Here is a 13986-nt window from a genome sequence, read left to right on the forward strand (position 1 = left end):
TTTCGCCACAAAACTACCCTCTCCAAACTGCAAGTATATATCCTTATTCTTAAATCAACATGATATGATTCTTAGCTAAAGGTTATGAAATTTATAATATTGTTAATTCTATCATATTACATAAGGGTTTTTAATATAACATTTTTACCTTGAGTAATTTTTGAACATATAAATCCAAATCATTTTGGACATTCTGATATTGAAAAAAGTAAGCAACACAATCACCAAAGCAATGATTGGAATCACTCTTAGATCCAATGCTTTTTCAAAAAAAGGTCTTGTTAAGAAGTAGGTACACAAAGCTTCGGCAACAGTCAATCCGTAACTTACATACATTGCTCCTATAAAAAAACCAGGTTCTTTTTGGTACTTAGAATGACAATGGTCACAACTCACTTGCATTTTAGGGAATTGTATTGAAAACAAATTATTTGATTTTTCAAACACTCTTCCTTTGTGACAATGTGGACATTCGTTGTTCAACATTTGTTTGATAGACTTAAACATATAACTACTATTTTTAACAAAATTAAGACATCAAACTCCTCTTTATTTTCTATATAATCCCTTATTTTGTTACAATAAAGACATTGATACTTATGAAGGATTTTCCTGTTTACGACATTCAGAAATTTAACTGTAACATTTCAAAAAATGATTTGTACATCAATACTTTTAAAATCCATTTGGTTTCGCATAGTTTTATTGAAAACTCACATCGACATAATTTTTATTTATTGGTGGTCTTTACGCACGGCAATGGAACACATCAAATAGATTTGAACACCTATTCTATTGAACCACGAAGTGTTTTTGTTATTCAACCTGGACAGGCACATCATTGGAAACTATCCAAAGATATTGAAGGATATATTGTTTTTTTTACACAAGAAATTTACAACCTATATTTTGGAACTAAAAAAATTGAAGAATATCCTTTTTACAGCTCCACAACTAGTACTCCAAAAATTCTCTTAAACGAAAATGAATGGTTGGATTTGGAACCTTATTTTCAAAAATTGATTCAAGAAAACTTACGCAAAAAATCTAGAAAAAAAGACAAAATATTGAATCTTTTAGATTTGATTCATATTGAACTCTCTAGAAATTATTTATCCGAAAACGCTCACAATTTTCAATCTTACAATCATAAAATAGAGCTTTTTAATGATTTGTTAGACAAGCATTACAAAACTCAAAAAGCTCCTTCTTTTTATGCCTCCAAAATGAACATCACGTTGAAACATTTGAACAGAATTTGCAAGGAAACCCTCAACAAGACTGTAACGGAATTGATTGCTCAAAGAATAATCTTAGAGAGTAAAAGAATGCTCACTTTTAGTCCAAAAACAATTAGCGAAGTGGCAGAATCATTGGGTTATTATAATTATTCCTACTTTACCAAAGTCTTTACAAAACATACAGGACTGAGTCCTACAAAATTCAGAAAAAATCTAGGAACAATCCATTAATATTCAATCTACAAAAAAATATTGTTCTTATTTCCCCATCTCCATTTCATGATCGTACTGACAACAACCTGGCAACTCTGTATAAGCCTCTCCACTTGCTGTTACTTTTTCGGTATCGTAACCCGATGCTGCAATGGCATTATGAATGGCGATTTCATTGGTTATTGTTGGGTCTAAAACCACTTCTATTTTCTTTTCATTTACATCCCAATTTGCACTAGCTATCCCCTCTACTCCGTTTACAGCTTTCTCAATGGTTTGTTTACACATGGCACAATTTCCTCGTACGCCAAAATTTAATGTTGCCAATTCTCCATGCTGAGATACTGTACTTGTAACTTTTTTTTCTGATTTAACTCCTTCTTTACAGCCTGCTAAAGCTAAAATGGCAACTACTGCAATACTTAAAATTCCTTTTTTCATTGTTTCTATATTTTACTATTTGCTTTCTATAACTGCTTGTATTTCTCCACAATTTGGCATTTTTGTTCCTAAATATGGATTTTTAATTCCTTCATAAGCACTCAACCAATAAGCTCCTTTGTTACCGTCAGACATTGGACAGAATTGCTGGAATACTTTTTCATTAATTCCAAAGACTTCAACTGCTTTTGTCAAATGTATAGACAAACCTCTGAATGACATTCTTTGTTCCTCAATATTTTCTGTAGTAGAAATAGAATGTGTTGCTATTTTTATTTTTCTCATCAATAACATCCATTCTGTCTGTAAACTTGCCTTTTTTAACAATTTTATGTTTATATGATCCAATTTTCCCAACAAAGTTTTAGCCTCTTTATGTGCTGTTTTGGCATCGTCTACCACCAAAGCATCTTTCAATTTGATGTAGGAATGATATACCTTGTTTAACTGATTTTTAAACGTTTCTGACACATTCAGATTCATCAACTCATTAGTCATTTTTTCAGCATCTGTATCCATTTCTGTTGTCATCTCCATATATCCTGTCGTTGTTTTTCTTATTTTTTGATTCATCATCGACTTTTTCCCTTGCAATTGAGCAGCTGCATCTACAGTAAAAGTTCCTTTTGTAACAACCTCATCGCCGATAGAAAGTCCATGTAATACCTCATAAGAACTTCCCTTTTTAACACCCAAAACTATTTCTCTCATTTCAAAAACAGGTTCCTCCAATTTTGCTTTCACATACACTACCGATCGTTTCCCTGTCCACAAAACTGCCGTAGCAGGAATTAAGAATGATGTTTGATCATGCGCTAATTCACTTTCAAAATTCCCTTCAACAAACATTCCTGGTTTTAAAATTCCTTCAGTATTTTTTAACACAGCTCTTAATTTTACTGTTCGTGTTTTTAAGTCTAACACAGGATCTATAAAATCTACTTTTGCCTCAAAATAAGTATGGGCAACAGCGTTTGTTTTTACGTTTATTTTTTGTCCCTTCTTAAACAGATGGATTTGTTTTTCATACACATCAAAATTTGCCCAAACCGTAGTAAGATTTGCTATTTTCAACAAAGCTTGTCCTTGCTTCACAGCATTACCCTCTTCTACTAATTTTTCCAAAACAGTTCCAGAAACCGTTGCATATACATGGAAATTTTCTTTTACCTTTTTTGTAGTTTCTATTTCATGGATTTGATTTTCGGAAAGTTTCCACAATTTCAACTTGTTTCTAACAGCATTGTACAATGCAGGTTGTGACTTTTTTAAAGCCGATGCCGTAATTAACTCCTGTTGTGCAGCATACAATTCTGGTGAATATATGGTCGCTAGCAACTGTCCTTTCTGTATTTTTTCGCCTGTAGCATTTACATTCAAGCGCTCAATTCTCCCTGAAAAATAACTAACCTGAACTGTATTGGTTTCTTCATTTTCAACAATTTTCCCAGATAACTTTATGTTGTTATCCGCATCAATTCCATCACCAACAACCGTTGTTTCTATGTTTGCCAAGGCCATTGCATTTTTACTAAGGCTAAATTGATCAACAGACAAACCCTCTGTACCCATGTCCGCTGGAATCAAATCCATACCACAAATAGGACAATCACCAGGTTCTGTTTTTATTATTTGTGGATGCATAGCACAGGTCCACAAGTGCTCCTTTTCTACAAATTTATCATGATCTTGCTTTGTTTCTTTTTTAGATTGCTCTCCTCCCATCAACCATCCTCCTAAAAGAAAACCGAAGACTAAGAGAACTACATAAATACTGTATTTTTTCATTTCGTTATATTTTAACCTTCTTCAATCTTAACGCATTTGCAATAACAGAAACTGAACTAAAACTCATGGCCAAAGCAGCAATCATTGGGGAGAGCAACAAACCAAATACAGGATACAAAATTCCCGCAGCAATAGGCACTCCAAAAACGTTGTAGACAAATGCAAAAAACAGGTTTTGTTTGATGTTTTTCACAACGTTATGACTTAAGTTTTTAGCTTTTAAAATACCTTGTAAATCTCCTTTTACCAACGTAATAACTGCACTTTCTATAGCAACCCCAGTACCTGTTCCCATAGCAATTCCAATATCCGATTGTGCCAAAGCGGGTGCATCGTTGATACCGTCTCCAGCCATGGCTACAATCTTACCTTCTTTTTGTAATTTTTCAATTTCATTCAACTTGTCATCGGGTAAACACTCTGCTTTGTAATGTGTTAAACTCAACTGTTTTGCAACCGCTTTCGCCGTGTTTTTATTGTCTCCTGTAAGCATGATAACTTCTACACCAGCACGTTGAAGTTCATCAATTGCTTTTTGACTTGTTTTTTTAATCGCATCAAAAATAGTTACATATCCTACCACACTATCTGCAACAGCAATATAAGAAACTGTTTTACCTTGGTCCTGTTCAGCTAGTACCTTTTCAGATACTTTTTGTGGAATAGTAATGGAAAGTTCATCTAATAATTTTCTATTTCCTAAAGCTATTTTTTTAGTTTTTACAGTTCCTACAATACCTTTACCAGCAATGGTCTCAAAATTGTTTACGGTTGCAATTGTGCTCTTTTTTAATTTTCCATAATTGACAATTGCCGTTGCCAAAGGATGCTCACTGTGTTGATTCAAAGAGCTAATATAAGCCACCAAATCAGACGTTTCTATAGCTGCTACTGCGACTACTTTTTCTACAGAGGGTTTTCCTTCAGTAACCGTTCCTGTTTTGTCTACAATTAAAACATCTATCTTATCCATTCTTTCCAAAGCTTCCGCATTTTTAATCAATACTCCAGATTGTGCTCCTTTTCCTATTCCCACCATTACAGACATTGGAGTTGCCAGTCCCAAAGCGCATGGACAAGCTATAATTAAAACCGCAATGGCATTTACAAAAGCATAAACATAAGCAGGTTCCGGCCCATAAACAGCCCAAACAACAAACGTAATTAAAGAAACAATCAACACTGTTGGTACAAAATATTTAGCTATTTTATCTGCTAATTTTTGAATAGGAGCTTTAGATCTACTCGCGTTGTTTACCATCTGTATGATTTGAGAAAGTAAAGTTTCTGATCCTACTTTTTCTGCTTTCATTACAAATGATTGGTTTCCATTTATGGTTCCTGAACTCACTTTGTCTGTTACCTTTTTAGTTACTGGAATGGGCTCTCCTGTAATCATCGACTCATCTACGCTGCTCTGTCCTTTTTCTACACTTCCGTCAACTGGAATTTTTTCACCTGGTTTGACACGTAACAAATCTCCTTCTTTAATTTTGTCGATAGCAATTATTTTGTCTTCTCCATTTTCTACCAAAGTTGCCGTAGCAGGAACTAATTTTAACAATTCCTTTATCGCTCCACTCGTCTGACTGTGTGCTTTTGCCTCTAACAATTGCCCCAACAATACCAATGTTAAAATAACCGTTGTAGCTTCAAAATAAACAAACACATTTCCTCCTTCAGTTTTAAATTCTTGAGGAAATATTTGTGGAAATAACAAAGCAGTAACACTAAAAATCCACGCAATACCCGATCCTATTCCAATCAATGTAAACATGTTTAGATTTCTTGTTTTAAAAGAAGTCCATGCACGTTTAAAAAACATAGCTGTTGCATAAAAAAGCACGGGAATTGACAACCCTAACTGAATCCAATTCCATATTTTTTGATCTAAAACAGTATACAACGGATTGTTTGGAATCATTTCTGACATGGCTATTAAAAAAATAGGGAACGTAAACCCAACAGCTATCCAAAATTTGTTTAATAGTTTTCGATAAGTCTTTTCCTCCTCAGAAACATCTGCTTTCATTGGAACCAAATCCATTCCACAAATAGAACAAGATCCCGGATCTTCTTCTACAATTTCAGGATGCATAGGGCACGTCCATTCATTTGATGACGTTGAATCCATGTTTTGTTCCTCCACCAAATCCATTCCACAAACAGGACAATCCCCTGCTTTCTCATACGTTTTATCACCTTCGCAATGCATAGGACAATAAAACACACCTGTTCCCTTTCCTTTTGATTTTTCTTCTTTTTTGGGTTTAGAATGATGATGCTTCTTGTCTTTATAAATTTCATACCTATCCCCATTTTTTTGCAACGCTTCTTGAAATCTTTCCAAAGGAATATGTGCATCCATTTCTATAGATGCCTCTGCCTTTTCTAAATCAACCTTTGCAGCAACAACACCGGTTACTTTATTCAATATTTCTTCTACGTGTCCACGACAACCATTACAAGTCATTCCGTGTATGTGATAAGTATGTTTCATGTTTCTCGTATTTGATGATACTCCAAAAATAGAAATTAGCACGAGTCTTTATTTGTACAATTAGGATGAATGCTTACACAATTTGGTCTCTTGATTTTCTATCCCATTTTCTCAAATCTTTAAATTGAGTCATAGAGATTCCTGTTGTATTTTTAAATTGTTTTGCCAAATGACTGCTTGTTTTATAATTCAAACTATACGCTATTTCCGAAAAATTTAATTGCCCTAACTGAATCAGTTCTTTAACTTTTTCAACTTTTAAATTAATGATATATTTTTCTATTGTAATACCTTCAGACTTGCTGAATATTTTACTTAATGCCGAAAATGTCTTTCCTAATTCAGTGGACAGAAATACAGAAATTCCTTCTGTATCATTTTCTTCTATTTTCTGAATGATTTTTGTTTTGATTTGTTCAATTAGAGAATCTAACTCTCCTTTTATAAGCTCAAACCCATTCTTTTTTAATGCTTGTTCAAGTTGTTTGTAATCTCTAAACTCATTCCCTTCAATCCTTACTTCTCCGAGTTCTACCTGTTTAATCTCATACCCATTTTCTTCGAGTATTTGTTGAACAATGGTTTTGCAACGATCACAAACCATATTTTTGATGTGAAGTATTTCACTCATTATTTCTATTGAATTTTGCAATAAGTTATTTTAACATTTACGTAGCAACTTTTTTTAGTTGATTTGTTTCTTCACAGCACCACAAGTCATCATTTTTGCTCCAAAATAAGGATTTTTAATGTCCTTAACTTCACTAAACCAATATGCTCCTTTAAACTCATTTGCCATAGGACAAAAATCTTGATACAAAGTTTTGCTAGTTCCTAAAAGTGCTATCAAATCACTAATATCTGATGTTAAATCTATAAAATGCTCTCTTTGGTGTGCTATTTCGCTTGTGGAAATATGTACTGCGTGCTCTTTGGCACTATTGTAAATCTTCATGTATTTTTCATGAGTATTTCCGTCCAATTGTTTCATGTCAAATTCCGTAAAAGCGGTGTTTAACTGATTGGCTCCTTTGGTTACAGCTTCTTTATCGTCTGCCACCAAACCATTTTTAAGCTGAAGATATGCCTCAATAATTTGAGTTGTTTCCTTGTTTTCAGAATGGGTAGTTTCAATAGATTTGTTATTTTCTACTGTTGTATGATGTTCTTCTTTTTTGTTGTCCTTACAAGACGTTAAGCTTAAAAAACTCATTGCTAAAATTGCGAATGTGATTGTTGATTTTCTCATTTTTATTTGTTTTATTTTTGAATTAAATAATTGATTATAACTGTTTGTATATAAAAACTTTTTATAGATGCTACTTGTTGTAACTGAAACTTTAATTTCAGTTCTTGAACGTCTAAAACCTCCTTAAAGTCTACACGATTTGTTTCGTAACTTTTCATTAAAATAGTTTCGGCATGCACTGCTTGTTCTAAATTTTTTAATTGAGTTTCATAATTTATTTTTGCAGAAATCCGATCTCGAATCGCTTTTTCCAAACGTGACTCAAGTGCATTGGATCGTTCTTTTTTTTGCATTTTAATTTCCTTTTCTTGCAATTCATTTTGTTTTGTTTTTGACTTGTATTTTTTATTAAAAATAGGGATAGATACCGCCAACATAGGCATCAAAACATCTTTTCCATTGTCTACAAAACTCATCTCTGGTCGTTTTTCAATATTGATATAATCAATCCCAAAACCAATCAAAGGACTACTTTCTTTTTGATTCAACAATTCAGATTGCTCTACAGACTCATACAATTTATCGTATTTTAACAATTCTGGATGCAATGCCAATTTTTCAACCTTAAGTTCTTCTAACTCTTTTGGAATTGTCAACTTACTCATGACTTGAATTTCTATTTCACTATCTCTATTTAACAACTTGTTAAAACTCGCCTGCTCAGCCAAAAATTGTTGTTTCAAAACTTTTTCCAATTGCTCCAATTCATTTTTTCTCATTTGCAAACGCAACACATCTACCACTGTAGCTTTTCCAACTTCTACAGCATTTAATGCTAAAGTTTCGTAGGTTTTTAACAATTCGCTATTCTCTATCAACACTATTTGTTGGGCTTTGTTTGCATACAAATTGTAATACGATTGAGAGATAGATGCCATCAACTTTCTTCTGGCAATTACAATATCTTGGTATTTTGTATCTGCCAAAGAACTGACATAATTCTCTCTAGAAGTTATGGTTCCAAACCAAGGTAGCATTTGTTTTGCAGAAACTTTAAAACGCTGTGCTCCCGTTCTAGTTTCTGGTTGAAGCACAAAATATCCCAAACCAAATTCTGTATTGGGAAGCGTATTTACTTCATGTATCTTTTCTTTGGCAATTCCATATTGCAGTGCAATTTTTTGGATTGCAGGATTGTTTTTCAAACCTAAATGGATGTACTCATTTAAACTTTGAGCTTTTACATTTTGAAAAGTCATCAAAAAAAACAGTAGCAATACACTAGAAACTAGAGAAAAGAATTCCAAATGCTGCTCCACATATGTCGTTTTAAACTTTGGATTTGTACTATTTGATTGTATCATCTTGTTTCTTTTAAACTTCATTATTAGACTCCAATACATTCTTTTTTATTTCCACTTCTTTTTTCCAGCTAAACAGAACGGGAACTAAAAAATAAGAAGTAATGTCAATTACCATTCCCCCAAAAATGGGTATTGCCATCGGAATCATGATATCACTCCCTTTTCCTGTTGAAGTTAAAACGGGAAGCAAAGCCAGAACAGTAGTTACTGTTGTCATCAAACAAGGCCTGATTCTTTTTCCAGCAGCTTCTAATGTAGCCTTACGAATTGCTTTTGTGTCTACAGGAATTTCTTTGTCAAAAGTTCGTGTAAGATAAGTTGCCATAACCACTCCATCGTCTGTGGCAATTCCAAACAAAGCAATAAATCCAACCCAAACGGCAACACTTAAATTGATGGTTTGCAGGTTGAACAACGTTCTTAAATTTTCTCCAAAAAGACTAAAATTTAAAAACCATTCTTGACCATACAACCAAATCATGATAAAACCACCTGCAAACGCAACTGATATACCCGTAAAAACCATTAAAGTGGTAGACACAGATTTGAACTGAAAATACAGAATTAAGAAAATAATCATCAATGCCAATGGCACCACAACGGATAGTGTTTTTTCTGCCCGTAACTGATTTTCATAAGTACCTGTAAATTGGTAATTGATTCCTTTGGGTACTGCCAAATCCCCAGATTCAATTTTTTGAAGAATCAATTCTTGTGCATTTTCTACTACATTTACTTCTGCAAAACCGTCTAATTTATCAAACAAAACATAGCCTATTAAAAAAGTGTCCTCACTTTTAATAACCTGAGGTCCTTGTTCATATCTAATTGTAGCCAATTCACTCAATGGAACAGAATTTCCATCTCCAACAGGAACATAAATACGATTTAAATCTTCTGGATTGCTACGCAATTCTCTAGGATATCTAACACGCATACCATAACGCTCCCTCCCCTCTACTGTTTGAGTAAGAACCATACCACCAACCGCAACTTTTAATGTGTTTTGAACGTCTTCTACAGAAATACCATAACGTGCTATTTTTTGACGATCCAAATCAATCAACAAATAGGGTTTTCCGACAATTCTATCAGCAAAAACAGCTTCCGATTTTACTCCTTCAGCTTCTTTTAAAATTTTCTCTAACTGAAGTCCAAATCTTTCTATTTGTTTTAAATCTTGTCCTTTTATTTTTATCCCCATAGGAGCACGCATCCCTGTTTGCAACATTACCAAACGAGTTTCAATGGGTTGTAATTTGGGTGCCGATGTAATACCTGGCAATTTAGTTACCCTAATAATTTCTTTCCAAATATCATTCGAACTTTTTATTTGAGGTCTCCAATTTCGGTAAAACGCTCCTTCTTCATCCTCAATCAACTGTGAATTTAATACGTTTGTTTCCAAATCATTTGTGGTTATTTTTTGATCAGAAAACACACTCAACCTTTCACTTCCATCATAAGCTAATTTTCCGTCTTTTAAAACAAAAACACCTTGCTTATTTACCTTATAACACTGACGTATTCCCTTAGTATTCAACATGTATTCTGGTTTGTATTGAATCATGTTTTCATACATAGACAACGGAGCAGGATCTAATGCAGATTCAGTTCTTCCTGCCTTACCAACAACCGTTTTTATTTCTGGAATACTTGCAACTGCCATGTCTAGTTGCTGCAAGACTCTCTTATTTTCTTCTACTCCAGCATGAGGCATAGATGTAGGCATCAATAAAAATGAACCTTCATTCAAAGAAGGCATAAATTCTTTTTCTGTATTTTTCATAATAACAAAACCACAGATAGTTATGGTAGCAGGAATGATGATAAACAACCACTTATGATCTAATGCCCATTGCAAAATTTGAAGATAATAATATTGAAAAACTTTGAAAACACCTAGAAACCCAAAACAGATGGTTGCAACAAAAACAAGATTGATCAAAATACTTTTATCAACTCCCAAAGGCCTCCAGTAGGTTGCCAAAAGAACTACAATTGCAAAAGTAGACACCACAATATTCATCACATTTCTAGACAAACAAACCCGAAAAGAGAACACTGAAAAGCTTACTTCTTCTTTTTTTAAATAGCAACTTGCTAGAGCTATCGAACCAAAAATCACTAAAACCAAACCTAGCCAATAGCCATAAAATAAGGCTAAAAATCCAGTAAAAATTAAAAGAGCATTTGATAAATATTGAACTTTTTTCTGAAAAGTTCTTTTTCTAAAAATCATGGCTGCAAATGGTGGAATGATGAACAACGAAATGATTAATGCAGCAATCAATGCAAAGGTTTTTGTAAAAGCCAAGGGCCTGAATAGTTTTCCTTCAGAGCCAATCATGGTAAATACGGGCACAAAACTAATAATGGTTGTCATTACTGCGGTAACAATAGCTCCTGAAACTTCTGATGTTGCCTTGTAAACAATACGATCCATACTACGTTTTGAGTTTTGTGGATCTACTACCAAATCTGTCTTGTTATTCTTGTTTTCCTTTAGTTGATCACGGGCTTCATCCAAATGTCTAATGATGTTTTCTGATAGAATGACACCAACATCTACCATGGTTCCAATGGCTATTGCAATTCCAGACAAAGCCACAATATTGGCATCTACATTAAAAAATTTCATTGCAATAAAAACCATCAATACCGCAACAGGTAGCAATCCTGAAATCAATACAGAAGCTCTCAAATTAAACACCATTACAATAATGACCAAAATGGTAATTAATATTTCCAAAACCAATGCTTCATTTAGAGTTCCCAAGGTTTCTTGAATCAATTCGGTTCTATCATAAAAAGGAACAATAGTTATTTGAGAAATACGACCATCTTTTAATGTTTTGGTAGGAAGTCCCGCTTTTAGTTCCTTTATCTTAGTTTTTACATTGTTGATGACTTCCATTGGATTGGCTCCATATCTAGCCACTACAACTCCCCCAACGACCTCTGCTCCTTCTTTATCTAAAAGACCTCTTCGTGCAGCAGGTCCAAGTGAAACTTTAGCTATATCTTTCAATTTGACAGCAACGTATTCTTTAGAAGAAACCACTGAATTTTCAATATCTTCTATGGATTTTACATAACCTAAACCACGAACAAGGTATTCAACTTTGTTCATTTCAATAGTTTGAGCACCAATATCTTTGTTACTTTCTTTTACCGCTTTTACTACATCTTGTAACTGAATGTGGTACTGTCTCATCAACTCAGGATCTACATCTATTTGATATTCTTTTACATATCCTCCAATAGATGCAACTTCTGAAACACCACTTGCAGCAGAAAGTGCATATTTCACATAATAATCTTGAATGCTTCTTAACTCTTGTAAATCCCAGCCTCCTGTAACATTTCCTTTGGCATCACGTCCTTCTAAAGTATACCAAAATATTTGCCCCAACCCTGTTGCATCAGGTCCTAAAGAAGGTTTTACTCCATCTGGAAGTAAACTGCCAGGCAACGAATTTAATTTTTCAAGAATGCGACTTCTGCTCCAATAAAACTCTATGTCCTCTTCAAAAATGATGTAAATACTAGAAAAACCAAACATAGATGAACTACGAATTGTTTTTACACCTGGTATTCCCAATAATGAAGTTGTTAATGGATACGTAATTTGATCTTCTAGATCTTGAGGAGAACGTCCGTCCCATTTGGTAAATACAATTTGTTGATTTTCTCCAATATCTGGAATAGCATCTACAGCTACAGGATTGCTAGGCAAGAATCCCAATTCCCAATTGAATGGAGAATTTACAGCTCCCCATCCTACAAATAGAATAAAAAGTAAAATAGAAACCAGTTTGTTTTCTATGAAGAATTTGATGCTTTTATTCAACATTATATTGATTTTAAAACGATTAAATATTGTGTATTCCTAAAACAAAGAATACTACGAAACATCCCACAACATCAATTCGTTACAGGATCTAAAATCTACGATTTAAATCAAATTAGGTAAGACTCGTCTAGCTTGTATATTCGCTTTGTGACAAGTGGAATTTTATACTCTTGGTAAAGTACTTTTTCTTTAGTTACCCCTACAAAAAGTTGCATGTAAGTATATGCAAAAGAAGCTATAAAAAGTTGCTTGTTTAGTTGTAATTCATGTAAAGATTGTTGCAATTCACTATTCCCATCAACCAAAATCTGTTGATCATTACAACATCCTTTTTCCGAAAAAACACAAATTTCATTTTTTGATGTTTCTTTGGTCATTTCCATTCCACAACTCTTTGCTTTGTGAAAAACCGAAGTATCCATCAACATGTCTCCACAAAAATGCATATCAACAGTAAATGACATTGTAGAAAATAAAACTACAAATGCCATCAACAAAGATGTTATTTTATGGAAGATACTTTTCATAGAGTACAAATTTACGAAAAAAACAAAGCTTTCATAAATATCAAACTGACTTTTTAGAATTAAAAGTTGTTATGGTATTAAAAAAGTGAGTAAAATTTACACACACCTTTATGGGATTACACACATTTTACTCAAATAATTCTGAGTAAAAAAACGCCCACAAAACCACAAACAACTGATAAAGAGATAACTAAGACAAAATCTTTCATTACTCACACCTACTGGCATGTTTCTTTCTTTATAGTAATTGTAAATAATTACAAACCTTAAAACATTTATATCATGAAAAAAATCATCCTATCTGTAGCAATTTTAGCAAGTGGAGTTTCAACTTTTGCATTCGCTAACAACGTTTTACCTGTTCAATCAATCAACATCGTTATGAACGAAGAATTCACTGAAATATCTGTTGAAGAATTGCCTGAAGCTGTAAAAGCCGCTGTTAAAAAAGACTTTGAAACTGCAACCATTGCCAAAGCTTACACAAACGGTAGCGAGCAATACAAATTAGAATTGACCATTGACGGAAGTACAAACATTGCTTATGTAGACAAAGATGGAAACTGGTTGAAAGAAGATGCTATCAAATAATCTTTCCAAGAAAAATTAACAAATCAAAACAAACAATTACAAACATTAAAATATTTATATCATGAAAAAAATCATCCTATCTGTAGCAATTTTAGCAAGTGGAGTTTCAACTTTTGCATTCGCTAACAACATTTTACCTGTTCAAACAATCAACATCGTTATGAACGAAGAATTCACTGAAATATCTGTTGAAGAATTACCTGAAGCTGTAAAAGCCGCTGTTAAAAAAGACTTTGAAACTGCAACCATTGCCAAAGCTTACACAAACGGTAGCGA

The 13986-nt window shown here is 33.4% G+C and carries 12 protein-coding genes; 3 read left to right on the top strand and 9 right to left on the bottom strand.

The genetic code is table 11. The features are described 5' to 3' along the window. Window positions 1-144: 144 nt before the first annotated feature. On the bottom strand, window positions 145-507 hold the full coding sequence (locus Q4548_RS15335; RefSeq protein ID WP_303456506.1) for a DUF983 domain-containing protein: 363 nt from the start codon (window positions 505-507) through the stop codon (window positions 145-147). Between the two features lie 92 nt (window positions 508-599). Here Q4548_RS15335 and Q4548_RS15340 point away from each other — a divergent pair, with 92 nt between their 5' ends. Further along, on the top strand, window positions 600-1472 hold the full coding sequence (locus Q4548_RS15340) for an AraC family transcriptional regulator (protein ID WP_303456508.1): 873 nt from the start codon (window positions 600-602) through the stop codon (window positions 1470-1472). Window positions 1473-1499: 27 nt separating this feature from the next. Here the strand turns inward: Q4548_RS15340 and Q4548_RS15345 are convergent, their stop codons facing one another. The 8 genes from Q4548_RS15345 to Q4548_RS15380 all read right to left on the bottom strand — a co-directional run bounded on the left by Q4548_RS15345 (window position 1500) and on the right by Q4548_RS15380 (window position 13119). Next, entirely contained in the window at window positions 1500-1895 is a 396-nt protein-coding gene (locus tag Q4548_RS15345) for a heavy-metal-associated domain-containing protein (RefSeq protein WP_303456511.1), read from the bottom strand. 15 nt (window positions 1896-1910) lie between these two features. Continuing rightward, the gene (locus Q4548_RS15350; RefSeq protein WP_303456514.1) at window positions 1911-3683 is read right to left on the bottom strand and encodes an efflux RND transporter periplasmic adaptor subunit; all 1773 of its coding nucleotides are present in this window, start codon (window positions 3681-3683) and stop codon (window positions 1911-1913) included. A 4-nt stretch (window positions 3684-3687) separates the two neighbouring features. Beyond that, a complete protein-coding gene (locus Q4548_RS15355) occupies window positions 3688-6183 on the bottom strand; it encodes a heavy metal translocating P-type ATPase (protein ID WP_303456516.1) in 2496 nt (831 codons plus the stop codon). Window positions 6184-6256: 73 nt separating this feature from the next. Then, the gene (locus tag Q4548_RS15360) at window positions 6257-6814 is read right to left on the bottom strand and encodes an AraC family transcriptional regulator (RefSeq protein WP_303456519.1); all 558 of its coding nucleotides are present in this window, start codon (window positions 6812-6814) and stop codon (window positions 6257-6259) included. Window positions 6815-6868: 54 nt separating this feature from the next. Continuing rightward, window positions 6869-7432 carry a DUF3347 domain-containing protein gene (locus tag Q4548_RS15365; RefSeq protein WP_303456521.1) on the bottom strand — a complete coding sequence of 188 codons (564 nt, stop codon included), beginning with the start codon at window positions 7430-7432 and terminating at the stop codon, window positions 6869-6871. Between the two features lie 11 nt (window positions 7433-7443). Then, window positions 7444-8631 (bottom strand): TolC family protein, encoded by a 1188-nt coding sequence (locus Q4548_RS15370; RefSeq protein WP_303456537.1) that lies wholly within the window; start codon window positions 8629-8631, stop codon window positions 7444-7446. A gap of 115 nt (window positions 8632-8746) precedes the next feature. Continuing rightward, on the bottom strand, window positions 8747-12592 hold the full coding sequence (locus Q4548_RS15375; RefSeq protein WP_303456525.1) for an efflux RND transporter permease subunit: 3846 nt from the start codon (window positions 12590-12592) through the stop codon (window positions 8747-8749). A gap of 107 nt (window positions 12593-12699) precedes the next feature. Then, the gene (locus Q4548_RS15380; RefSeq protein WP_303456528.1) at window positions 12700-13119 is read right to left on the bottom strand and encodes an HYC_CC_PP family protein; all 420 of its coding nucleotides are present in this window, start codon (window positions 13117-13119) and stop codon (window positions 12700-12702) included. A 282-nt stretch (window positions 13120-13401) separates the two neighbouring features. Between Q4548_RS15380 and Q4548_RS15385 the strand changes: the two genes are divergently transcribed. Together Q4548_RS15385 and Q4548_RS15390 are read left to right on the top strand one after the other, a co-directional pair. Continuing rightward, window positions 13402-13710, top strand: a complete 309-nt coding sequence (locus tag Q4548_RS15385) for a hypothetical protein (RefSeq protein WP_303456531.1) — start codon at window positions 13402-13404, stop codon at window positions 13708-13710. 61 nt (window positions 13711-13771) lie between these two features. Beyond that, window positions 13772-13986: hypothetical protein (locus Q4548_RS15390; RefSeq protein WP_303456534.1), on the top strand; the 215-nt coding region annotated here is incomplete at its 3' end.

Source organism: Wenyingzhuangia sp. 2_MG-2023 (assembly GCF_030548295.1).
Taxonomy (GTDB): Bacteria; Bacteroidota; Bacteroidia; order Flavobacteriales; family Flavobacteriaceae; genus Wenyingzhuangia.